This is a genomic window from Anaerotignum propionicum (assembly GCF_024461735.1).
GTDB lineage: Bacteria > Bacillota > Clostridia > Lachnospirales > Anaerotignaceae > Chakrabartyella.
This window is the reverse complement of sequence record NZ_JANGAD010000002.1, coordinates 201,349-225,773: the sequence shown is the minus strand read 5'-3', so window position 1 is coordinate 225,773 and position 24,425 is coordinate 201,349. Positions and strand designations below refer to the sequence as shown.

23 protein-coding genes and 1 riboswitch are annotated in these 24,425 nt (G+C 40.6%); of the genes, 8 read left to right on the top strand and 15 right to left on the bottom strand.

From position 1 onward, the window contains the following. Window positions 1–9: 9 nt before the first annotated feature. The 6 genes from minC to NE558_RS03630 all read left to right on the top strand — a co-directional run bounded on the left by minC (window position 10) and on the right by NE558_RS03630 (window position 3,856). Window positions 10–642 (top strand): septum site-determining protein MinC, encoded by a 633-nt coding sequence (gene minC / locus NE558_RS03655; protein ID WP_256148551.1) that lies wholly within the window; start codon window positions 10–12, stop codon window positions 640–642. 143 nt (window positions 643–785) lie between these two features. Continuing rightward, window positions 786–1,583, top strand: coding sequence for a septum site-determining protein MinD (gene minD / locus NE558_RS03650; RefSeq protein ID WP_256148550.1), 798 nt, complete (start codon window positions 786–788; stop codon window positions 1,581–1,583). 33 nt (window positions 1,584–1,616) lie between these two features. Further along, window positions 1,617–1,901: a cell division topological specificity factor MinE gene (gene minE / locus NE558_RS03645; RefSeq protein WP_066046648.1), complete on the top strand. Its 285-nt coding sequence runs from the start codon at window positions 1,617–1,619 to the stop codon at window positions 1,899–1,901. Between the two features lie 98 nt (window positions 1,902–1,999). Next, complete coding sequence (rodA, locus tag NE558_RS03640; RefSeq protein WP_256148549.1) at window positions 2,000–3,148, top strand: rod shape-determining protein RodA; 1,149 nt, start codon at window positions 2,000–2,002, stop codon at window positions 3,146–3,148. Next, window positions 3,145–3,540, top strand: a complete 396-nt coding sequence (locus NE558_RS03635) for a methylglyoxal synthase (RefSeq protein ID WP_066046645.1) — start codon at window positions 3,145–3,147, stop codon at window positions 3,538–3,540. Before rodA ends, NE558_RS03635 begins: the two co-directional genes overlap by 4 nt. 4 nt (window positions 3,541–3,544) lie before the next feature. Further along, the gene (locus tag NE558_RS03630) at window positions 3,545–3,856 is read left to right on the top strand and encodes a DUF1294 domain-containing protein (protein ID WP_256148547.1); all 312 of its coding nucleotides are present in this window, start codon (window positions 3,545–3,547) and stop codon (window positions 3,854–3,856) included. A 197-nt stretch (window positions 3,857–4,053) separates the two neighbouring features. Here NE558_RS03630 and spoIIR read toward each other — a convergent pair whose 3' ends face one another. The 13 genes from spoIIR to tenA form a co-directional block, all read right to left on the bottom strand. Then, window positions 4,054–4,737, bottom strand: a complete 684-nt coding sequence (gene spoIIR, locus NE558_RS03625; protein WP_256148545.1) for a stage II sporulation protein R — start codon at window positions 4,735–4,737, stop codon at window positions 4,054–4,056. A 56-nt stretch (window positions 4,738–4,793) separates the two neighbouring features. Further along, window positions 4,794–5,861: a Ger(x)C family spore germination protein gene (locus NE558_RS03620; protein WP_256148544.1), complete on the bottom strand. Its 1,068-nt coding sequence runs from the start codon at window positions 5,859–5,861 to the stop codon at window positions 4,794–4,796. Continuing rightward, complete coding sequence (locus NE558_RS03615) at window positions 5,854–6,957, bottom strand: GerAB/ArcD/ProY family transporter (protein WP_256148542.1); 1,104 nt, start codon at window positions 6,955–6,957, stop codon at window positions 5,854–5,856. Before NE558_RS03615 ends, NE558_RS03620 begins: the two co-directional genes overlap by 8 nt. A 3-nt stretch (window positions 6,958–6,960) precedes the next feature. After that, window positions 6,961–8,433: a spore germination protein gene (locus tag NE558_RS03610; protein WP_256148541.1), complete on the bottom strand. Its 1,473-nt coding sequence runs from the start codon at window positions 8,431–8,433 to the stop codon at window positions 6,961–6,963. A 136-nt stretch (window positions 8,434–8,569) separates the two neighbouring features. After that, window positions 8,570–9,787 carry a TolC family protein gene (locus tag NE558_RS03605; protein WP_256148540.1) on the bottom strand — a complete coding sequence of 406 codons (1,218 nt, stop codon included), beginning with the start codon at window positions 9,785–9,787 and terminating at the stop codon, window positions 8,570–8,572. A 215-nt stretch (window positions 9,788–10,002) separates the two neighbouring features. Beyond that, window positions 10,003–12,918, bottom strand: a complete 2,916-nt coding sequence (locus NE558_RS03600; protein WP_256148539.1) for a copper amine oxidase N-terminal domain-containing protein — start codon at window positions 12,916–12,918, stop codon at window positions 10,003–10,005. A gap of 584 nt (window positions 12,919–13,502) precedes the next feature. Continuing rightward, window positions 13,503–15,737 carry a copper amine oxidase N-terminal domain-containing protein gene (locus tag NE558_RS03595; RefSeq protein ID WP_256148538.1) on the bottom strand — a complete coding sequence of 745 codons (2,235 nt, stop codon included), beginning with the start codon at window positions 15,735–15,737 and terminating at the stop codon, window positions 13,503–13,505. Between the two features lie 566 nt (window positions 15,738–16,303). After that, window positions 16,304–17,134, bottom strand: coding sequence for a YihY/virulence factor BrkB family protein (locus tag NE558_RS03590; RefSeq protein ID WP_256148537.1), 831 nt, complete (start codon window positions 17,132–17,134; stop codon window positions 16,304–16,306). 8 nt (window positions 17,135–17,142) lie between these two features. Further along, complete coding sequence (locus NE558_RS03585) at window positions 17,143–17,895, bottom strand: SDR family NAD(P)-dependent oxidoreductase (protein WP_256148535.1); 753 nt, start codon at window positions 17,893–17,895, stop codon at window positions 17,143–17,145. A 319-nt stretch (window positions 17,896–18,214) separates the two neighbouring features. Beyond that, a complete protein-coding gene (locus NE558_RS03580; RefSeq protein WP_256148534.1) occupies window positions 18,215–19,243 on the bottom strand; it encodes an ABC transporter substrate-binding protein in 1,029 nt (342 codons plus the stop codon). Continuing rightward, the gene (locus NE558_RS03575; protein ID WP_256148533.1) at window positions 19,240–19,983 is read right to left on the bottom strand and encodes an ABC transporter permease; all 744 of its coding nucleotides are present in this window, start codon (window positions 19,981–19,983) and stop codon (window positions 19,240–19,242) included. The genes NE558_RS03580 and NE558_RS03575 overlap by 4 nt, the downstream gene beginning before the upstream one ends. Beyond that, complete coding sequence (locus NE558_RS03570; RefSeq protein WP_256148532.1) at window positions 19,980–20,735, bottom strand: ABC transporter ATP-binding protein; 756 nt, start codon at window positions 20,733–20,735, stop codon at window positions 19,980–19,982. The genes NE558_RS03575 and NE558_RS03570 overlap by 4 nt, the downstream gene beginning before the upstream one ends. 16 nt (window positions 20,736–20,751) lie before the next feature. Then, window positions 20,752–21,417: a thiaminase II gene (gene tenA / locus NE558_RS03565; protein WP_256148531.1), complete on the bottom strand. Its 666-nt coding sequence runs from the start codon at window positions 21,415–21,417 to the stop codon at window positions 20,752–20,754. Window positions 21,418–21,622: 205 nt separating this feature from the next. Continuing rightward, window positions 21,623–21,731: riboswitch (TPP riboswitch) on the bottom strand. Between the two features lie 242 nt (window positions 21,732–21,973). Here tenA and NE558_RS03560 point away from each other — a divergent pair. Continuing rightward, complete coding sequence (locus tag NE558_RS03560; protein ID WP_256148530.1) at window positions 21,974–22,729, top strand: threonine/serine ThrE exporter family protein; 756 nt, start codon at window positions 21,974–21,976, stop codon at window positions 22,727–22,729. 13 nt (window positions 22,730–22,742) lie between these two features. Next, window positions 22,743–23,210, top strand: coding sequence for a threonine/serine exporter family protein (locus NE558_RS03555; protein WP_256148529.1), 468 nt, complete (start codon window positions 22,743–22,745; stop codon window positions 23,208–23,210). A 222-nt stretch (window positions 23,211–23,432) separates the two neighbouring features. Here NE558_RS03555 and recR read toward each other — a convergent pair whose 3' ends face one another. Together recR and NE558_RS03545 are read right to left on the bottom strand one after the other, a co-directional pair. After that, a complete protein-coding gene (recR, locus tag NE558_RS03550) occupies window positions 23,433–24,029 on the bottom strand; it encodes a recombination mediator RecR (RefSeq protein WP_256148528.1) in 597 nt (198 codons plus the stop codon). Between the two features lie 16 nt (window positions 24,030–24,045). Next, on the bottom strand, window positions 24,046–24,381 hold the full coding sequence (locus NE558_RS03545) for a YbaB/EbfC family nucleoid-associated protein (protein WP_256148527.1): 336 nt from the start codon (window positions 24,379–24,381) through the stop codon (window positions 24,046–24,048). Window positions 24,382–24,425 lie beyond the last annotated feature (44 nt).

Below are 24,425 nucleotides of genomic sequence, written 5' to 3'. Positions count from 1 at the left end.
GAGGGTATTATGAATTTAGAAAACTATGTAATATTTAAAGGAACGAAAGACGGGGTAACCGTACTGTTTCACGAGGATGCACCCTTTGAAGTTCTTTGCGAACAATTAGATAAAAAGGTTCAAGAGGCAGGAAAATTTTTTGACAACGTGAAAACCTCTCTAGCATTTAAAGGCCGCACTTTCTCTGATGAGGAGGAGCAGCAACTGCTACGTATCATAACAGAGCATACTACAATGGAAATTACATTTCTCAAAACAGAAAATAACGAACTTTTGCATTTAACCAATTTATTGGAAAAAGAAATGGCTCCTCACAATTTAACAAAATTTCATAAAGGCTCTTTGCGAAATGGTCAAAGAATTGATTTTGATGGAAGTGTTGTTATTATAGGTGATGTTAACCCGGGTGCAGAGCTAAAAGCTACAGGAAACATAATCGTTTTGGGTCAGTTAAAGGGAATGGCCCACGCAGGATGCCAAGGAATGACTGATGCATTTATCGCCGCTGTCTATATGGCCCCTGTGCAATTAAGAATTGGAGATATCATTACCCGATTTCCTGATGAGAATAAACGAGGAAATAAGTCTCCAGAATACGCTTTTGTACAAGAAGGGCAAATTTTCGTCATGGCGCTGTCGTAAAATAGGAAATCTTTTCTGTTTTTACTAAAAAAAATGGATGCAAATCTTGCTAGTTTTTGTTAATATAGTAATATATACGAAGCTCCCTATCGTAATTATTTTGGGAGAAAGAAAATTTGACTTCTGGATTAGGAGGAACATAAATGAGTGAAGTAATCGTAATCACCAGTGGTAAGGGCGGTGTAGGAAAAACAACTACAAGCGCAAACCTTGGCTGCGGTTTAGCGGTATTGGGTAAAAAAGTTGCATTAGTTGATGCTGATATTGGTCTGCGCAACCTGGATGTTGTTATGGGCTTAGAAAATAGAATTGTTTATGACTTAGTAGATGTTGTTGAGGGGAACTGTCGCCTGAAACAAGCATTGATTAAGGACAAGCGTTATGATGGACTTTTTCTTCTGCCAGCAGCCCAAACAAGAGATAAAGATGCCGTTTCCCCTGAGCAAATGCAAAAGCTTTGCGAAAGCTTAAAAGAGGAAGGCTTTGATTTTGTTATCATCGACTGCCCCGCAGGTATTGAACAAGGCTTCAAAAATGCAATTGCCGGTGCAGACAGAGCCGTTGTGGTAACCACACCGGAGGTTTCTGCTGTGCGTGATGCGGATCGTATCATTGGTCTGTTAGAGGCTAATGGTTTGAATAATCCAATGCTCATTCTGAATCGTTTGCGCATTGATTTAGTACAAAGAGGCGACATGATGAATATCGAGGATGTTACTGAGATTTTGGCTGTTGATATTCTTGGAGTTGTGCCCGATGACGAAGCAATTGTCATTGCCACAAACAAAGGCGAACCTGCTGTTACTAATCCCGAATCCAGAGCAGGACAAGCCTATCGGAATATTGTTCAACGACTTTTAGGTCAGGATGTTCCCATTATGACCTTTGAAGAAGCGCCTGTGAGCTTTTTTGAAAAGCTAAAAGGCCTTTTCCGCCATTAAAATCTTACTATCCAAACGAAAGGATGTGTCCCCATGGATTTCTTTAGCTTCTTTAAAAAGAAAAACGCACCGCCTTCCGGCAGCGTTGCAAAAGATAGATTGAAACTTGTTCTGGTTCACGATAGGGTAAACTGCTCCTCTCAGGTTCTTGAAATGTTGAAAACAGACATTATAAAGGTGATTTCCAACTATATGGAAATTGACGAAGAAGAACTGGATATCCAGATTACACAGACCCAATCCGAAGAAAATAACGGAACTGTTCCTGTTCTGTATGCAAATATCCCCATTAAAAGCATGCGTAAGATGCAGGATTAAAAATACAAGCGAGCCGAGAAAGGAGCATTCCTCCTATTCCCTCGGCTTTCCTTGTTTCAGCAATACGGGGCTTATCCCCGGTTGGAGGAATTAGATTCATGGAATGGAAAAAATATGTTCAAAATTTTGATTTACCCCTTCTAGCTGCCATTGCAATTCTTACCTTGTTCGGTTTGATTGCAATATCCAGCGCAACCCACGTAAATATGGGAGAAAGCACAACCTTTGTAGTCAAGCAAGCTGCATTTTTTATCATAGGAATTATATTGATGCTCATTGCAGCAAATGTTGACTATGAATACTTTGCGCAGTTTCATATCCCAATTTATTGCTTCAATTTGCTTTTGCTTCTAGCAGTACTTTTATTGGGTACGGGAGCAAAGGGTGCCGTAAGATGGATTGCCATTGGCCCTTTAACCATACAACCCTCAGAATTTGCCAAAATAATGATGATTATTTGTATGGCGCAAATGATTAAATTGAATTACAATAAGATAGACAGCCTGCCTTTTTTGGGATTCCTATTCGCATACATCATGATTCCCATTATATTAATTCAAAAGCAGCCTGCCCTTTCTGCAAGTATGGTACTCATTGCAATTTTTTGTATTCAACTATTTGTGGCAGGGCTTAGCTATACCTTTATACGAAATGTGGCCGTCATTACAGTGCCCATAATCGTATTCATCTTATGGGATGTTGCAAGAGAGCACCCACTGATTATGGATAAAATTTTTGAGCCTCATCAGTTTAACCGTGTTCTCTCTTTCGTAGATCCCAAAAGAGATGCAAGTCTTTACTATCAAACGGAAAAATCTATTAGTGCCATTGGCTCCGGGCAGTTTACAGGACAGGGACTTTTCAACGGAACACTGAACCAATTAAGCTACCTGCCTGAGCCCCACAATGACTTTATTTTTTCTGTTATTGGTGAAGAATTTGGTTTTATCGGCTGTATATTTGTTTTGGGAGTCTTGCTTTTTATTGTATTTCGTTGTATAGTAATAGCAATATCATCCAGAAATTTATTTAGTCAGTTAGTTGTGGCGGGAATCGCCGGAATGTTTGCATTTCAAACCTTTGTAAACGCCGGTGTTGCCCTTGGTATTTTGCCGAATACCGGTATGTCCCTGCCATTTGTCAGCTATGGCGGCAGCTCCATGTGGACCAATATGATTGCTGTCGGGTTGGTTTTAAACATAAGAAAAAAAGAAACAAAATCATTGTTTGAGGGAGGATTGTTATGAATATCGGTTTGATCGCCCATGATAATAAAAAGAAATTAATGGAAAACCTTTGTATTGCCTACAGACATATTCTTTGTAGACACGACATTTATGCAACGGGCACCACCGGTCGTCTTGTTGAGGAGGCCGCAAATTTGGTTGTGCATAAGTATCTCTCCAGTCGTTTAGGCGGACAGCAGCAGATGGGTGCGCAAATAGTAAATAACGATATTGATGTTATGATATTTCTAAGAGATCCCGTTTCTCCACAGGATTATGAATCTGAGATCAACTCTATCTTCCGTCTGTGTGATATGCATAATATCCCTGTTGCCACAAATCTGGCCACCGCAGAAGTGCTGTTATTGGCATTGGATAGAGGCGATTTGGACTGGAGAAACGTGGTGAGATAACTTTATGAACGAGATGCATTTTAATGGCACGGTGTTTGCCATATTGATGGGCTACTATCTTTTGATAAACCTCATTATTTATGGAACCATGGCTTTTGATAAAAAAGCCGCCATCAATCATAAGCGTAGAGTTCCGGAAAAGAATTTTTATCTCATGGCAATCTTAGGGGGAGGTCTTGGTGGTTTGCTGGCAATGATGTTCAAACGTCATAAAACACGCCATATGGACTTTATCTTTGTTTTTACCCTTACGGCTATACTGCATATCCTTGTAATATTCTTGATTATGGGAAAGTTTGTGGTTACCTTTGGTTAAAATATGTATTGCCAAATTCTTTTAAATTTAGTTCATAGAGAAAGAGTCATTTCATTGTCGCAAAATCAAAGCGGATATACTTTTAAAAGTATATCCGCTTATTATTTCAAAAGTAGTTTTTGCCCCCTTAACAAGCCATTCAACCAAGGCTTGTTAGGGGCATTCTTTTGTGAGAGGGAATCACAAAATCCAAAAGCTTACTCTCGTTCTTGCCACCATTCTACAACTTTAAATTTAATTTTGGGAGTTATCTTCTCTTGCTCCATAGCAGTAACAACCAAGAATTCCTCGTCAGTTAATGTGTTTTTTAATCTTTGGTGACTCTCCCCTGTAGAAAACCCCCAAGATGCGTCTACATAGCACATCTGCGGATAAAGCACACACCACCAATTTCGACCTTCTGCATCACCGATTTCAATACGTAAGGCATCATAAATACCCGCGGGAAAAATCAAATCATCATAGCGTTTAAAAGGAAATTCTTCGCGCACCAACGATACACTTACAGGGTAATCGTAACCCTGTGCAATCACCTCTTTTTGTGCCGACTTACAGATTTCTTCCTTTGCAGCACTTAAAGCGGCTAAAGTTTCTTCCTTACTTTCACAGGCGGATAAGAGTTCTCCATATTCCTTTAAAACCTGATCCCTTACCTTTAATTTCAGTGCCTGGTCCTCATCGGAGTCACTATTTGCCAACACATGAAAACGTACTACCTTTGCGGAAATTCCTCCCTGTATCATTTGGGAATATCCTTTTGTCCAATGGGCACCAAATGCTGCACTAAAACAAACACCTATCACAACAGCGGCACACCAATACCACTTTTCTTTTTTCCATAGTTCCTTTACTAATTTTCCAAATTGATATATTCTCTCCATATCCTCACCCTTTTTTCTTTGTTAAAGGGATGATTACCATTTTTTACATATTTTAATCAACGGATTCTACCTGTATCTCGAATTTTTACCTCAGGCTCAATGGTAATTGTTACATCCTTCCAAAAATCTCCTGAAAACTGGGGATTTTCACGACGTAAACGCACTGCCAAGCCAAGGAATTCTGCTGTGCTATTTTTTTTGCCGATTTCCATAGTTTTTTCTACCTCTGATTTTATAATTTCATTAAAAAGTTTCTCCATCTTCTTGGTGCCTTCTTCACTAAAAGCATCTGTATTTGTATTTCCCAAAAGCTCTCCATATAATTTTACATGAATATTACAGGTAGTGATTCCGTTTTGCTGTGTGTTAAAATCGTATTTAACATGACTACGGGCAATCCTCAATGGAATTATTTTGCCCTCAGACTGGGCATCTAAAACTGCACCCTCGGCCTCTCCAAGCAAAAGCAAATAACCCTGTTCCTCTTTGTCATCCAAGAAGGTAAGCAGCTTCGTGTCGGTCAAGACAACGCCACCGCCTAGATAGAGCCCCTTTTCCTCAGGCTGTATTCTTGGCAAAACGCATGAACCTTTACGCTCCTTTAGTTCGGTAAAAAAGGTGTCCATATCCAAACCTTTTGTTACGCCAACTTCCTTTGCAGTATTTTTAAAAAACTCCCAAAGGTAAAGACCCGTACCATCATCCTGCTCCAGCATAGCATCTATACATGCCTCTGCTGTTGACGCCGTTCCCAAAACCGTCACCTTTTTGGAAATGTCTTGACTACGCTTTAGCTCTTCCAATAAAGACTTCAACATTTCTTTATCCTCTAAAATGCTTTTCCCAAAAACAATCATTTTTAACTGTCCCAACTCAGTTTTACGTGAACTTCGGCTGTCATTAAAAGCAATGGCATCTGCTAAAGTTTTCCCTTGACAAACCATCTTCTCCGGTTCTCGCTCCTGGGTCTTTGCAGGGGCGAAGGAAATGGTATATCCTGCTTCTCCCTTATCTACTCCCATGGTTATCATATATTCTCGATCCTCAGGGTCTCTCTTATCCCAACAACCCGTAGTAATAAAAAGGGGCAATATTGTAATAATAATCCACTTCCATTTATTCATGTCTGCCCCTCCCTTTGATTACGTCTATAAAAAGCATTAAAATCGGTAGAAGTATGAAGAAAATACCACTCAACCAAGGTGCCACCCCTGCCCTCAGCCAATAGGCACCGGCCATATCTTTGGGCAACAATGCCACGATAAACAGTAGTGGTGCTAATAAAATAAGCCACCGATTTCGAGTTATCTTTTTCGTCCGAAATAATCGGTTAAAGAGCTCAATGCCAAAAAAAATCATCCCTGAAACATACAAGAACGTGGTAACCATCCACAACCAAATTAAAAATAAATCCTGCCGTCCTAAAAAGATGCCGGAAAAACTTACTCTCTCCATCATCTGCAGGGTAGGCATAAGCTTTTCAGCTAATACCTCTGTTCCATAAACTGCAAGAGATAAAAAGACCAAAACGGAGATTACTGCTGTAGCAAAAATACAAGTCAGCCAAATTCGCCTTTTCATATGTCTTCTTTTTTCCAAGCTTGGAAAAATGAAAAAGAATACCATAAAACCTTGCAATAATGGAGCAAAGGATGGCATACTATCTTTCATTCCTTTAAGATCAGGAAATTGTATGGGTAATACCCGATTGTAGCCCGATGAAATAGCCACAAAAATCAACACAAAAATAAGGGGAATAAATACTAAGAAAAATAATATTTCACCGACTCTAGCGGTGCATTCCATCCCATATGAGGCCGCTAAACAACACAAAAATAGAGTTAAGGCGATTAGCAGCCACTGAGGGGTTCTTGGTAACATAGAGGAAGATACAACGTCACAGAACAAGCGCAATTCCATTGCTCCGTCGAAAATCAACTTCCCTCCAAGCCCAAAAGCCAAAGCCTTGCCAATGACCCGGCCAAAGGAGTGTTTATACCACTCCACCGCTGTATAGGAAGGATGTCTTTCTCCGCAATACACCAGAAATACCGCTAAAATGGAAGATAAAACACCCCAGATAATTGTAACAATCCAGCAAGCATTTCCTGCCACCACTGCCGCATCACTGGGCAGAAATAAAACCGTAGTTCCAAAATAATATAACAGCAGCAATATTTCTAACTGCCGCACAGAAATCTTATAGTTTTCTGCAAACATAGTTTATGCTCCCCCTTTCCGCCCCCTGGCTGATGGCTTTGTGAAAATCGGGCGACGTTTCATTTTTTGCAATGGCATACGGAGTATTGTATCCTCCCAGTCTATGTCATCATTGACTGACGCCGAACAAAATGGATACATAAAGGGAATTCCATAGGATGTCAGGCTGCACAAATGGGCTAATATGAATAACAAAGCAATCCAAAGGCCAAATAACCCGAAAATGGCCGATAAAAATATAGTTAAATACTTGCTAAGTCTTAACCCAGAGACCAAAGCAATATTAGGAATGACAAAGGAGCAAATCCCTGTAAGTGCAGAGATAATGACAACGGTGGGGCTGACTATTCCTGCCTCTACTGCTGCCGACCCGATAATGATACCACCCACAATGCCAATGGTGGAGCTTACAGGTGAGGGTAAACGAATGCCCGCCTCCCGCAGAAGTTCAAAAGCCAGCTCCATAATAATTACCTCTCCTACCACGGAAAAAGGTATGCTCTGCCTTGTGGCGGCTATTTTTATTGCCAAGGCAGTGGGTATCAACTCCGGATGGTATACTGACAAGGCGATATAAAGTCCCGGTAAGGCAATGGCAACCACCGCTGCCACATAGCGTATGGCTCGTATAAAGCTCATAATCTGCCAGCGGTCATAATAATCCTCCGCTGCCTGAAAAAAGACATTAAGGGTAACAGGCAGCATGACAACAACAGGTGTATTGTCTATAACCAATACCACCCTGCCTTCTAATAATGCCGAAGCCGCTTTATCAGGCCTTTCCGTCATCTGTAATTGAGGAAAAGGAGACGCCCAACGTTTCTCCAAAAGCTGTTCCACATAACCGCTATCCAAAATTGCATCTAAATTAATGGTATCCAGCTGTTTCTCCACAAGTTCCAGTGTTTTTGGCCGCACCAAATCTTCCATATACATTAGGGCAACATCGGTCTTGCTCCGTGTACCGATTTTTTTCCTCTTTAATTTAAGTTTGTTATCCCGGATTCGACGTCGAATTAATACGATATTTGTTGCCATTACCTCTAAAAAAGCGTCCTTAGGCCCCAGCACTACCACTTCTGTTTGCGCCTGATTGACACCACGAGAAGGAAAGCCTTTTGTGGAAACTTCAAGGGCGAAGGCATTTCCTTCCATGAAAAGTACCGTATCCCCCAATAGAACAGCGTCCAACGCCTGTTGAATTTCATTAATCTTACTTACCTCACCTACGGCAATAATATCTTCCATGAAAACGTCTAATAAACCGCTTTCATTACATTCCTTATAACGACTCATTAAATTGGTCATAATAAAATTATTTATTGTTTCCCCATTTACGATATTATCTGTATAAATCATAAAAAGCCTTGATTTTCCTCTGCCAACAACAAACTCCCGCATGATCACGTCTCCACAGTCGCGGAAGGCTTCCTTGATTGTAATCATATTTTCCGACAGATTTTTTGAAATCTGCATAAATTCCACCGCCTTTCCTTTTGCTTATTTTTCCAAAAAGAAAGGAAACTATACCTAGCGCTGGTCTTCTTTTCAATTACTTAAAACAAATAAAAAAACGCCCATATTTGCATGGACGTTTTTCTAATTCTATTATTTAGCCTTCAGCACTATCATTGCTTGCGCTGCCACCACTTTTACTGCTTCCGCTGGTACCTGTACTTCCACCAGCAATTAAACTAGTGTTTTTAAATGTAAACACTTGCATATCATAACTTCTTGCAAAACTTTTCAATGCAAACTCATCCTTTGTAACTGCTAATTGAGCCTGATCCAAAGTAAGCTTTGTTGTATTACCAATTTTATAGTTTACTTCAGCAGTTTTTAAAGTAGCTTTTGTCTGTTCCAAATCAGCTTTTAACTGATTATAATTTACTTCCGATTGTTGCAATTTAATATATGCATTGCGAATAGCAATCTCTTTATCCTCTTTTGCCGATTTATAGGCTCTTTGGGCAGATTCATATGTAAGCTTATTCTTTTTATTGGTACTATCTAATGTAGACTCCGATACAAAGTTTTTATTAAACTTGGCATCTTCCACAGCCTGCTCTTTTAACAGAATGGAATAATCATTCTTCATAGACGCATTAATATATGCCTCCAAAGACCCTTGTAATACATAGGGTTCAAACTCAACATCATACTCTATTACATACTTTTTATCTGCTGATTCACCCATCAGATTATTCAGGTTTATGTACATTTGTTCCAAATTTCTTTCCAGCTGATACACATTTACCTTGCTGGTATCATATTCGGCTTTTAATTGATCCAGCTTATACTTGCTGAGCATCCCCAAATTATACTTGGTTTGTCCCTGTTCATATAACGTTTTCTTAATTGCCTGCATTTCCTTTAATAATTCAAGAGACTCTTCATTTTCTACAATAGATGAAAACGTGCTTTTCACAGTAGTTTCTAACACCAAATTTGTAATTTGGGTGGAGTATTTAGTTGCGGTCATACCACTATTTGTAGAATAAATGCCGGATGTGTAACTATATACCCCATCATTTACCCATTTTTGATATTCATAGGTTGGAACTGAAAAAGTACCTACTGCATCCCAAATATCTTCCTTTGTTTCCTGCAAAAAATCACTTTGCTTCTGTAAATCAGCCAAATCTACACTATGTTTTTTTGCCTTTTCCAAAGCTTCCTCAACAGTCAAAACAGGGGTTGCCTGTTCTCCTTGGGTTGTAACTGTTTCTGTAGTTGGAGCAGCCTCTGCGGCATATGCTGTAGTACCAAAAAGAGTTACCACCAGAGCCAGTGCCACAGCACCTCTGGCGCTCCCGATTATTTTTTTCATGGTATTTCCTCCTTAAAGGTTCATTTGCTTTTATAATAAAACCAATTATATCATATTTTTACGAAAATACCAGTGAATTAAGGATATCTTAATCATTTCTTATGTTGTTTTTATTGTTTTTCCTGAAACTTACAACAAAAAAGGGGCAGACATTGTCTGCCCCTTTCGGGATACTTAAAGGCAAGCCTTTAAGATTTTATTTCAGTTGCAATTGATTAGTTCAATGTAGCTGTCTTTGTTGCTGCATCCCAGTTAACGTTTGTTACGCCCAAAGCTGTGCCTAAATCTCTCAAAGGCAAGAATGTTCTGCCGTCTTTGATTTCAGGAGCTGCGGATGAAGGGATAGCGGAACCATTTACATAGATTGTCTTCTGACCAACAGTCATAGTGATGATTCTCTGAGCATACATAACAGTTACTGTTCTTGTTTCTGCGTTCCACAATACGTTGTTTGTGTTTACGCCAAGAGCCTTGGAGATTGCTCTTACAGGAAGCATTGTGTAACCAGCTGCACTGATGTAAGCAGGTGCATCCAATTCAACTTTAGCTTCGCCAGCAAGCAAGTAAGCTTCGCCAACAGGTACAACTACCTTTGTTGTGAACAGGTTGTCATTGTCTCTACCGGATGTTACTACGTTGATGAAAGCTGCTTTTACAACATCGCTGTAATCGCAAACGTCATCTACATAGCTGTCTTTCTTTGTTTTGCTTTCGGAAGGACGATCACCAGATGTCCACTTCTCTACGGAATCTGCATCAGGAGCAAAGAGAACCTGTCTGTCGTAAGCTTCATTCATTGTTGTAGTGATTTCCAAATCGTAAGCGCCTGCAGGGATGTTTCTCTGCATGAACAGTTTCATATCGGAAATTGTTACGGATGCTGCCTTGTCAGATTCTTCTTTAACTGCGAACTTCACTGTGCCCTTATCAGCCTTGTCATCTTTCAACTTCAGATCGGAATCCTTGTCGATTGTGAATGTAGGGTCATCTTCGAATGTAATATTACCAGTCTCGATGTTGAATTTGAATGTTGTATCCTTCTTCCACAGACCTTCTTCAGCTTCTGTGATTACGATAGGAGTCTTAACATCTGTGTTTCTGTAGTCGATGATTACATCGTTCTGCTCTGCCTTAACTGTGTAAGGTTTAACAAATTTAGCAATTGTTACTTCCTGCTTGTCAACCAAAGCGCCTTCGAATGCCAATTTAACGTCGCCTTCGAAAGTAGGATCAGCTACTAATTCAAGCTGGAATGTAAGCTCTGCGGGATCTTTTTCCAATATTGTATCAACATCGTTGAATACTCTCTTCTTGAACTCGAAGTTCTTGTGGTCACCATCCTGGTATGCTGTCTTGAATGCAGCTTCCCAGTCAGATTTATTAGCGCCTTCAGATTCTTTTTTACCGTCTCTTACAATTTTGAAATTGTCAGCACCATTTACTTTAACATCTGTTACATAAACGCCTTCAGGCAAGTTGAAGTTAAAGCCCTGTCTCATGGACCAAGCGCCAGGGAAGCTTTCTTTTGCTGTTACTTCCAAGGACAAGTGATCGGAATCATCTGTGATACCAGTGTTTTCCTTATCAACGCCACTGTAGATTACAGGAACATCTTCATCTGCATCTACTGTTAAGCTTACTTTGTAATCTACAACTTTAGCTACTTCGCAAGAAGCGGAATCCATGTTGTTGGATCTTGCTGTGATTGTAGCTACTGCACCAGATTTAGCTGTAGTTGCTTCAACCTGTGTTTCTTTCAATGTGATTTCGTCTTTACCTGCACCAGTAGCAGTAATCTTTAATTCCATTTCTTTATCATCTACCCAAGATACATCTGCATCAGTACCAGCTGTACCTAAATGACCTTTTACGAATTCAAAACCACTGTTCAGCTTTAATTTGATAACTTGATCCTTTGTGAATTCACCAACAGAAGTTTCAATCTTCAAACCGTTGCTGTTCAATGTTACAACTTCATCTGTAGCTACGTCTACAGTCTTTTTGATGGAAACTTTCAATCCTTTGCTTAAAACAGAAGCAAAAGTCAAGTCATCAACCTTTACCATCTTAGAATCAACGGATACAGTTGCCTTTTTACCTTCGCTGGTTTTGTCCATAATGGAAACCAAATCAAGGAAGATTACATCATCTTTGCTTAATTTACCAACGATTGTGAATTCCAATTCGTCTGAATCAGTAAATTTAACATCTTTAAAAGTAACAACACCATTGCCAGTGCCTGCAGCTGCAACTGCTGCATCATAAGCAGCCTGTGCTTTTGCTGTATTATCTTTTGCTGCATTCAATGCATCCAACTGGGTTTTCACCTTTGCTGCTGTTGCATCTTCAATAATCTTATCATATTCAGCCTTAGCCGCTTCATATTCTGCTTTAGCTTTGTCGTAAGCTGTCTGAGCTGTCTGAACTGCTGTTTCAAGAGGAGCTACTGCATCCTGCTTTACTACTAGGTCTGCTTTAGCAGCAGTCCAAGCAGCTTCCTTAGTGGAATCTGCTAAATAAGCAGCATATGTTGATGCTACAAGCTCTTCTGCTGTTTTTACAGCTAACTTTGCAGTTTCAACAGCATCTTTTGCATCTTTTAAATCGTCTACTGCGTCACCTGATTCTGTTGTACCAGGTTTGTAATTCCCCTCTGCTGCTGTCAATCTTGTTGTTTTAGGTACGGTTACTGTTGGAAGCGCTTTAACAGCATCGTCATAATCCTTTTGCGCCAATGCTTGTGCTGCTTTTTCATCATCTAGCTTCTTTTTAGCAGATGCCACAGCTGTATTGTTGTTATCTACAGTGGTGCTGTCATCCAAACGGATACCAAGATTTTTGGACACATCGAATTTATCCTTGTCAAAATCAGCATTGTCCAGAGTTACTGTTACATCCATTTCTGGAGTTGTAGAAGTAGATTGCTGATAGGATGCTGATGTTACCTTCAGCTGAAGTTCAGGGATATCAGATACTGTACTTGCATTGATTTTGCCGTCGAAAGTTTTGTCTTTTTCTAAAGCATCAATGACTTTAGCTGTTGCTTCAACATCGCCCTTTGCAAATGCAGTTGCAGGTACAAGGGAAGCCACCATGGCGCCAGCCATAACGAAAGAAATAAATTTCTTCATCGTTTAATTCCTCCTTTTAACATTTAAGTATTTGTTTGTGTTTCGTTTTATAATTATACAACGAATGCTTTTCAATTGTGCAACTTTACTACCAACGTCCCTTTCCGTTTCGTTTGCCAAACCTTAGTTTCTTTATTCTCCCCTCACACCCATTTAAGAGAGCAAAACGCCGTCCCTAAGCTCTGCCTCCCGTCCCGTTCCGTTTCATCAATAGGAAAGCATTACCATTTACTATGCAAGATTATTATACGCAGGGATTCTTAAAATGGCAAGAGACATTGGCAAAATGTAACATAACTGTAATATAGGAGCAACGTTGCCCAAATATGCCAGTTTCACAGCACTTAGAGAGGTTTTCAATACCTTGGGGCTTGTCCCATTTCATGACCAAGATATAGGGGGGTATAACAAAAAAAAGGACACTATATGCCCCTTTTGCTTTTTCAAAAAAGTTTTACCTTAGTCCCACAATCTCTGATTGTAACATAAAAAGAGAGGCAGACCATTGTCTGCCCCTCCTTAACAGGTCAAGGGAAACTCCCTTGTGGGGGTTTGAGGACTAAGCCCTCAAGTTCCTGCATTTCTTATTTGCTACCGTTCAATGTAGCTGTTCTTGTTGCTGCATCCCATGTGATATCAGTTACACCCAAAGCTGTAGCCAAATCTCTCATAGGCAAGAATGCTCTGTTGTTTGTGATTTCAGGTGCTGCGGAAGCAGGGATGGAAGAACCGTTTACATTGATTGTCTTCTGACCAACTACCATAGTAATGATTCTCTGTGCATACATAATTGTGATTGTTTTTGTTTCAGCACTCCACAATACGTTGTTTGTGTTTACACCAAGAGCCTTAGATACTGCTCTGATAGGAAGCATTGTGTAGTTAGTTGCGCTGATGTAAGCAGGAGCGTCCAATTCAACTCTTTCGGAACCAGCCATTAAGTAAGCTTCGCCAACAGGTACTACTACCTTTGTTGTGAACAGGTTGTCATTGTCTCTACCGCTTGTTACTACATTGATGAAAGCTTCTTTTACAACTTTGCTGTAATCTGCAACGTCATCAATGATGTTGTTGTCTTTACCATCTGCTGCATAGATTGCTTGTTTGTCATAAGCTGTGCTCATTGCTGTATCAGCCTTCAGGTCATAAGCGCCTGCAGGTACGTTTCTCTGCATGAACAATGCGATATCTTTAATTTCTACAGTTGCTACTTCGTCAGATTCGCCCTTTACAGTAAATGCAAGCTGACCATCTTTTGTCTTTTCATCTTTCAATTCCAAACCGGAATCGTTTACAGAGAAGGTTGCGTCATCTTCAAACTGAATCATGTCGCCTCTATCTACTGTAAGTGTGAATACAGAGTTAGCTGCCCATAAGCCTGCTTCTGCTTCTGTAATTGTGATAGGTGTTTTAACAGATGTGTTTCTGTAATCGATGATTACGTCATTCTGTTCTGCTTTAACTGTGTAAGGTTTAACGAATTTTGCTACAGTTACTTCCTGTTTGTCAACCAAAGCGCCTTCAAAGCCTAATTTTACATCGCCTTCGAAAGTAGGGTCTGCTACAAGCTCTAACTTAAAGGTAACACTTGCAGGATCAGTAGCAAGGTTTGTATTTACATCATCAAATACTCTCTTTGCAAATGTGAAGCCGTGGTAATCGCCTTTATCGTAAGCTGCTTTGAAAGCTGCTTCCCATTCAGTTGTACCAACTGCTTTACCATTCTGTAAGAAGTTTTCTGCTTCAGTAACGTCTACGTCTGTTACGTATACGCCTTCAGGCAATGTGAAGTTGAAGCCCTGTCTCATGGACCAAGCGCCGGGGAAAGTTTCCTCTGCTGTTACTTCTAAGGTCATGTGATCGGAATCATCTGTCAAGCCTGTGTTTTTAACGTCTGTACCACTGTAGATTACAGGTACATCTGCGTCTGCATCAACGGAAACGCCTACTTTGTAATCAACAACCTTAGCAACTTCTACGGAAGCTGTGCCAACGTTTTTCGCTGTTACTTTGATTGTAGCTACGTCGCCAACCTTTGCGGATGTAGCTTCAACTTTGATACCTGTCAAAGTGAATTCATCAACGGAAGGTGCTGTAAAAGTAGCTTCGTTGCCATCAATCTTCCAATCAGTAACGCCTGTTACTGTGGAATTTGCAAATTCAAAGCCTTTGGAAAGCTTTAAAGTGAACTGTGTACCTACCACGTAAGAATCATCAACAGAGGGTTCGATTTTTAAGCCCTTGCTGTTAATTTCTGCTACTTCGTCAACAGCTACACTTACTGTTTTCTTAACGGAAGCTTTGATACCTTTGTCCAAAACGGATGCATAAACTAAATCATCAGCTTTTGCCATTTTGGAATCAACGGATACAGTTGCTGTTTTACCAACAGAAACCTTTGTCATTTTGGAAGCCAAGTTAATTGCAAGAACGTCGTCCTTCTTAAACTGGCCTGTCAGGGTGTAAGTTACTTCATCTTCTGTAAATTCCTTTGTTGCTACAGTAACTGCTGTTGAAGGTGTTTTAACCATTGCGTTAAAACCAGCTGCATCTTTTGCAGTAAATTCTGCACCATCCAAAGATACTGTTACATCAACTGTAGGTGCAGTGCCGCTACCTGTTGTATAGTCTGCACTTGTAACCTTCAATTGTAATTCTGGTGCGTTGGCTGTATCAATCACACCGTTGAAATCTTTGCCTCTTTCCAAGGCATCGATTACTTTAGCTGTAGCAGTTACATCGCCTGCCGCAAACGCTGTTGCGGGAACAAGTGAAGTAACCATGGCTGCAGCCATCAAGAAAGATATTACTTTCTTCATCGTTACATTCCTCCTTTAAAAATATGTACTTTGTTCGTTTTCGTTCGTTGCATAATTATAAAACGAATGCAGTTCAACTCCTCCCCAGACCCCTTGTTCGCAGTCACATTGTTTGGCTGTCTTTGAAACATTGCTTTTCTTTCACCCATTCAGCATAAAAAAACTTTGTCTCTCCGATTGCCTCCCTCCATGGCGCTCCAAAATATCTGCAAGCGTTATTTACTTTGCCTGCTCATTATACGAAGCCCAAAAATGTTTTGCAATATGTTATGTCAATCTGTAATCTAATTGTAATAGCAGTGAAATATTGATGAAATTTTTGTGCAATATTTTACTTGTATATGGTTATATATGAAAATTTAACCATATATTATTACTATTATTTGGTATTTCACCTACATTGTTCCTATTTTTACATTTTTGCAGATGGTTTAGGGTTTTGCTACAAAACGCTGCTTATTTCTATATTATGGTAACCTTTTTCACTTTTGCTCCCCCATTAATTCTTTCACGATTTTTCTCCACAAAAAAAAGTTCTAATTGGAAAAATCCAATCAGAACTTTTTTTACTGAAATTCTCTACGCAACACCTGATTAAAAACTGCCCCCATGAGCAATGCTGCAACACTGGCGTTCAGCCACACCAGAAAAGCTATAATGGCACTGATAGAGCCATAAATCACAGAGTACTTTCCCACATGATCCACATAATAGGCAAATCCTGCAGAAAACAATATCCACGCCGCCGTGGAAAGAATCGCCCCAGGAAAAACAAATCGTTTTAACGGTCGCTGGTTGGGGGAGAGAAAATAAACACCGCTAATAAAAAACAATACGCCAAGGGAAATGGGTAAAAACCTTATCCTCGACCATAAATCAATAAAGGTCTCCGCCATGGGAATGAAAATACTGATGAATTCCAGCACTTCTTTACTAATCAGCAACACCATAAGCAATACCGGGACAAAAATAATCATTAGAAGAGAAAGGAATAAAATGCGAAGATTGTGTTTCAGCATTTTTTCATCACCATAAATGCTATTGATTGCCCCAACAAGACTACTCACCGCCCGCAATGGAAACCAAACGGTGAAAACCAAACCGAAGGTCAGCCATGCACCACTACTGGTTGCCGTCATATGGGCAATGGTCAAATTAATCAATGTGACCACATCCGCAGGCAGCAATTTAGAGGCATCCCCTTCTACTGTTATCATTGGCAAATGCAAAAAACCCAAAAGTGAACTAATAAAAATTAAAAACGGAAAAATTGCAAAAACAAAATAATAGGTTAAAGACGCCGCTGTTTTGCTAATACCATTGGAAAAATATCCGTCCAATGTATGAAAAATCACCCGTTTCCAGCGACGGTCTGCCTTTTCACCCAAGCCCAGCATCACCCTTCTCAACCTTTCTTTTTATGCTGAAAGTAATACGCCGCTTTCAGCTGGGCTTTCTCCCCAAGAAATTTACGTCCAAATTGGGCAAGCTTCATGGCAATACCGGGTATAATCACCACTTTATGCGCAAACATCTCCTTAATGGCATACTTAGCTACATCGAAGGAGCGCAACCCATTTAGAGAAAAGCTGACTTCTGCCCGTTGGTTAAAGCCTGTATCCACAGGGCCCGGGCAAAGGGCAGAAATGTGCACTTGGCTTCCGTCTTGGCGTAATTCTTCATAAATCGCCTCCGTAAGCCTTAACACATAGTTTTTTGTGGCATAATAGGTTGCCATTAAAGGGCCGGGCATAAAACCCGCCGCAGAGGCAACATTTAAAATATAACCGCTGTCTCGCTGACGAAAATCCTCTAAAAACAGTTTTGTCAAAATATGCACCGCCCGCACATTCAAATTCAACATATTCAGCTCTCGCTCCAGAGGAATCTCCCAAAAATGACCAAAGGTACCAAAGCCTGCATTATTCACCAATATATCAATATCTTGCTCTTTAACCTGTTCATAAAGGGCAAAGCATTCTTCCTCCACAGATAAATCAGCCGAGATAATCTGTGCCTGGGTTTTTAAATGCTTTTTCACTTTGGCAAGCTTTTCTGCATCTCTACTCACCAAAATCAAATCATAACCCATACGACTTAAAACCAAGGCGATATCTCTTCCGATGCCCCCTGATGCTCCTGTCACCAACGCTTTCATTGTTTCACATCCTAATCCTATTGATTTGAAAGTTTTTATTTATTATTTCTAATGTATTCTATTGTATTATACTTTTATTTTAGAAAAATATCAATTTGAGGTCAGAATCATCCATATTTCTTTAAAGTAAAAGAATTGAGGTCATATTTCCTTCTTTTTCTATAAGAATCTTATATAATGGGTTATCCATAATTAGAATCTAAAATAAAACCGCCCAAGGGGTTTTCTCCGAAAGTGTCAGAAAATTGCCCTGAGGCGGTTGGAAAGCACATTTAATTAGCCTTTCACATGAAGGCAAAACTTTATCATTGCGTTTTCTTTAATCCACTAAATTTACAACCATAGATGTTACATCAGTCTTTTGAGAAAGAATGCCTCTCTCATAAAGCCAGTCCGCATTTTTCTGCCAAACCTCTACTTCTTGGTGCAAGAAAGGTGCCTCTGAAGTTTCCATAACAGGCAGCAAGATATCCATGCTTTTTTGTTCCACGGACTTAGACAGTGGGAAATTCTCTGCATTTTGGTTATCTAATAATACTTGCAAGCTTTCCTCAGGGTTCGCCTTCATATCTTCAAAGCTCTTTTGGCAAGCACGTAAAAATCTCTGAATTTTCTCAGGATTTTTCTCCACCGCATCCTTGCCAGCTAAAAATACCAGCTCATAAGCCTGAGGTATGCCGAATTCGGTAGGATAAAAATAATTAATCGCAAAACCGTTTTCCTCTAGCTGAGGTACCTCATGGTTTACCATATTGCCAATTGTGGCATCCACCTGACCTGTAGTCAAAGCAGTCATTAAATCAAAGCCAACATCTATGAACTGGCAATCCTGTGCGCTAAGCCCCACATTTTCCAGCATAGACTTTATTTGCTCTTCAGAAAGGGTGGTTCCGGAATACCCGATTTTCTTTCCCTTTAAATCTTTGGCACCACTAATTCCACTATCTTTTAAAGCAACCACTACATTGAGAGAGCTTTGTGTCAATGCACCTACAGATACAATGGGTACCTTTTCCTCTGTAGCCGTTAAAATGGCATCTTGCAAATAATACAGACCAATATCCGCTTTGCCCGCCGCAGGCATAGAAATGCCATCATTCACATTAGAAGGAAAATTAATAATCAAGTTTAAGCCTTCCTCTGCAAAATAGCCCTTTTCAATCCCCGTATACAAAAAACTATGGATAGCATTGGGATACCAATCCAAAACAATTGAGAAATCCTCCAGTTTATTATCTATTTCAGGTGCATTCTTATCTGCACTGTTTTTATTTGCGCCACAGCCTGCCGCACCAATTGCCATAACTGCCGTCATTAAAAAAGCAAAAATTCTTTTTTTCATTCTCATAATTCCTTTCTCCAAGTAATTGTTTTATTTTCGATTATTGTAATCACCCAAACTGTCAGCATTGCCACAACGGAGAGCAATACCACCGGCGCAAACACCCCTGCGCCATCCAACTGAGTCATCATTCTTTTACTAAAATAACCTAGCCCCTTTTGTGCCCCCAACCATTCGGCGATTGCTGCACCGATGACGCTGAGGGGAATTGCCATTTTGATTGCCGAAAAAAAATGGGGCAAAGCAGTGGGAAGCTTCAATTTTAGAAAAATATCTTTTTTTGAGGCGCCATATGTATACAAAAGCTCCTCCATTTCCCGTTTTGTAGACTTAAACCCATCAAATACTGTAATAGCAATGGGGAAAAAGGTCATTAGAATTGTGACCAAAACCTTACTCCAAATAGAATATCCAAACCAGAGAATAAACAAAGGCGCAATGGCAGTGGTGGGTATGGTCTGGGACGCAACAATCACCGGGTATAATGCCTTTTCCAGCTTTGGGTTCCAATCCATAGCGATGGCAAGCAATAACCCAAGAACTACGGAAATTAATAGTCCCAAAGCAGTGACCCCCATGGTTGCAGGCAAATGCACCGTAAACAGAGGTACTCTCAGCTCCCAAAGTCGAACTATAATGCCTAAAGGCGAGGGTAATATGTAAGCGGCATCGATCCCCATGGCAACACCTTGCCAAAGCATTAATAAAATCAGTACCAACAGCGCAGAAGGCAGGTTTTTTTTCATAGACTCACACTCCTTCTCAGCTTTCCAATGAGACTTTCCTTTAACTCTACAATTTCTGCCTTTTTCAAATCTTCCCGTTTTCTAGGATAATTCAAAGGTACCTCTATGCATTCCATTTCCGTAAATGGTCTTGAATCCTGTATGATGTACACTCTTTTTGCCAAGAAAATAGCCTCTTCCACATCGTGGGTGATAAACAAAATGGTCTTATGATAATGCACCCATTGCTGCAACAGCCATTCTTGCATTTCTACTCTTGTAAGATAATCCAGAGCACTAAAGGGCTCATCCAACAAAAGCATATCCGCCCCTGAAAGTAGGGTTCTGGCGAAAGCCGCTCTCTGTTTCATTCCTCCCGATAAATCCTTGGGGAATTTTTGTGCATACTCCAGCAACCCAACTTGAGCCAAAACCTTTTCTGCCCTTCTGCCTTGCTCTTCCATAGACACCTTTGCAAGCTCCATGGGAAGACAGACGTTTTTCTCAATGCTGCGCCATGGGAAAAGCAAGTCTTTTTGGGGCATAAAGGCACTATAGTTCTTTATGGTTTCAATCGGTCTTTCGTCTACCAATATTTTTCCTTGGTCAGGCTTTTCTAATCCATTGATCAGACGAAAAATGGTACTTTTTCCACAGCCACTGGCACCAATGATTGCCACCAGCTCCCCATTTTCCACTTGAAAAGACAAATTCTCCACCATTCCCAGCTCATCCTCTGGATAGCGAAAGGATACTCCTTCAAACCGCAGCATCACGCCACACTCCTTCTTAGTCCCCCATGTCCATATGGTAGGCCATCTCCCAAAAATCTCTTTCGTAACGGCAGCAATTTAAAAAGATTTCTTTTAAATAAGCTTCCTTTTTTGCAGAAATATCTGCACCAAACTCGTTCACAGCGTCAATAATTTCTTCTACACCACCAATGTATTCTTGAGAGGAATACCCTTTCACCCATTCGCCATAAAGGGGATGCTCCAAAGCACCGGGGATATTTTTGTGATGCTCTCCAATCATTTGATAGCTCCATGCACAGGATAATACTGCCGCCAGTACATCCAAAATATCTCCCTTAAAAGCAACCTCCAGCATATAGGAGGTATAGGATTGATTTGCCAGTGCCGTTTTTGTAGCGGCAACCTCCTCTTCGGTAATGCCCAGACGTTTCATATAAATCTTATGTACATCCATTTCTCCATCCAGTGTGTCATGCACCATACAAGCAAAACGTCTCATAAGACCTTCATCCTCCGCCTTTACAACGCCCAAAGCAAATACCTTGGAATATTGCAATAAATAGCGATAATCCTGCACCATATAAAAGCGGAATCGATCCTCCGCCAAAGTGCCTTCTCCCAATTCCTTTACAAAGGGCTGTTCCAAATATCCATTCCAAATATGTTTAACTTCTTCATACAACCTATCTGTTAATTTCATTTCCTTCCACCTTTCTGATTCATTTTTTCAGAGCAAAGCCTATTTTTCCGGCGCTTTTTTGCCCTTCATGCCATTGCCTTCCTTGGTTCTTAAGGCTTTTAAAGTCATTTATCCATTGCAAGAGAGCATCCGTTTCCCACAATTGGATGAAAGACTTTGATTACAACAAAAAAAGTCTTTCCCCAATTGGGAAAGACCTTATGCTTTCAAATATAAATTGCTTCCCTCCGTTGGTTCTAACCACATCAAGTTCAAAGGGTTGGAAAACGAATTCCTCTCAGCTTCAACGAATGAAAGCACCCCCAGCCTTATTTATTCAGTTGTATTGTAACAGTATAGTATAAATTTACAGTCTTGTAAATAAAATTATCCTTAGTTTGGAAAAATAAGCAAAACAACGCAATTGGCAAAAGCTTTTTTTTGCAAAAGAGCTGAAAAATAGGTCTAAAAAAGCCTTTTATTTTCTAACGCGGCCTAATTGAATATTGCTTTTAAATCCGTTATACTTTAGGCTGTATACCACAAAAACTCTCCCTTTACGAAAAGAGGTATTTATATGATGGATGACAATTTACTTTTAAAATTTGCTTTGGATGCGGGAGAGCTTATGCTCGCCAGTGGCGGCGAAACCCATCGGGTGCAGGATACCATGCATCGTATTTTATCCGTCAGCCATTCCACAGGGGTGGAGGCTCTGGCAATGAGCACATTTTTGATTGTCAGCATCCCAAGTAAAAAATCGGGCTCTCTCACCTTAACCAGGGGGGTATATAATCGTTCGGTAAACTTCGGAAAAATCTGTTCTGTCAATGAAATTTCAAGAGCCTTTGTTTCAAGGCAGATTACTCTGAAAGAGGCTGCCAATCGGCTGGAAAAAATCAGTCATACCTCTGCCTATCGCCCCATCTCCCGTATTATTAGCTCCGGTGTTGCTTGTGGGGGATTTACTTTGGTTTTAAACGGAAAATGGATTGACGCCTTAGCCGCCTTTTTGTTTGGAATTCTCATTGGTATTTTAATCAATCAAAGCGGAAAAACAAAATTGCCCAGTTTTTTCACTTGCCTCATCGGTGGGTTTATTGCAGGGGCAGGTTCCGTGATTTTTCAAAGATTCGTACCCTCAGCGGGAACAGATATGATTATTATTGGCAGCATTATGCCTATGCTCCCCGGTATGACAATGACCAACAGCATTCGTGACATCATGGAAGGACACTATATCAGCGGAACCTCCAAGATGGCGGAGGCCTTACTGATTGCCTTTGCCATTGCTGGCGGCGTTGGCTTCGGGATTACCACAATGGGGCACTAAGGAGGAGAGAAAAATGGAGTTTCTTATCATATTGTTTCAAAGCTTTATGTCCTTTTGCGCTTGCGTTGCTTTCTCCGTTGTATTTAATGCACCAAAAAAGGAATTGATTTACTGCGGAATCTCCGGCTTTTTAGGTTGGTTTTTTTATGCCGTCCTTTCGTTGTACATAAGCCCTACCATGGCCACTCTGATTTCCTCGGCATTGGTTACGGCATTTTCCCGTTTTGCTTCTTATCACAGGCAAGCACCTTCAACCTTATATCATATTCCCGGAATTATGCCCATGGTGCCCGGTACTGTAGTTTACAACACCATGGCTACAGCCTTAGGCGGCATGATTTTAGAAACCTATTCTAACATTTTACTGGGATTAAAGCTGGCGGGAGCCATTGGCGCTGGGTCAATTTTAATACTAGCCCTGCCTTATTCTTTCTTTGAGATTATTCCAAGGCGGAAAAAAAAGATCAAGGCAAACCCTTGAGGGCTTTGCCTTCAAAACACAAGGGATAAAAGCAAGACCTCCAGGGCTTTGCCCTTGACTCATTATTCAAGGGCAGACGATGTCTGCCCTTTTGTTCTTTAAAAATTAAATAAAATGCCACTTTTTAGAAAAAGAAAAAAACCGCATATATATGCGGTTTTCATAAAAATTATTGGTCTTGCTTTTTTCAAAAAGCAAGTGGGGTTTGGGGGCCCCAAGGTCTTATAACTCACGCCTACCCTCTAAAGCACGGGATAGGGTTATTTCGTCAACATATTCTAAGTCTCCGCCAACAGGTACGCCATTGGCAATTCTAGTAACCATAACGCCTAAAGGCTTTAAAAGCTTACTGATGTACATGGCAGTAGCCTCCCCCTCCACATTGGGGTTTGTAGCAAGAATAACCTCTCTCACCGAGTCATCCATACGGGAAACAAGCTCCTTAATACGGATATCTTGGGGGGTAACCCCTCTCATAGGTGAAATTGCTCCATGCAAAACATGGTATACACCATGGAACTCCTTGGTACGCTCGTAAGCCGCCATATCCCTTGGATCCTCTACAACCATAATCACACTGTGGTCTCTTTTCAGATTTGCGCAGATTGGACAAAGCTCCTCCTCCGTCAAATTACAGCAAACGGAACAGTACCGCACCTTATCTCTGGCCTCAAGAATGGCTCCCGATAAACCGGCAACCTCGTCTCGTGGCATATGAATGATATGAAACGCAAGCCTTTGCGCCGATTTCCCGCCAATTCCCGGTAACGCCGCCAATTCCTCAATCAAGCGGGTCATAGGATTTCCGTAATAATTCATAGTATCCCTCTTTTGATCAGAAGCCCATGCCCATTCCGCCGGTCATTCTGCCCATTTCATTATTATACATTTCTTCTACCTGACGAATTGCTTCGTTTACAGCAGACATAATTAAATCTTCCAGCATTTCCACATCATCAGGGTCAACCACATCAGGATTCAGCTTTAATTCCTTAATCTCCTTCTTACCTGTGATAACCACCTTGACAGCACCGCCGCCACTGGTCATCTCCAATGTTCTTTCGCCCAATTCTTCCTGTTTCTCTTGCATCTGCTTTTGCATTTTCTGCGCCTGCTTCATCAAGTTATTCATATTCATCCCGCCCATACCGGGAAAACCGCCTTTTGCCATTGTGATTCCTCCTCAAATTCTAATTTCTTCTATTTGTACTATTT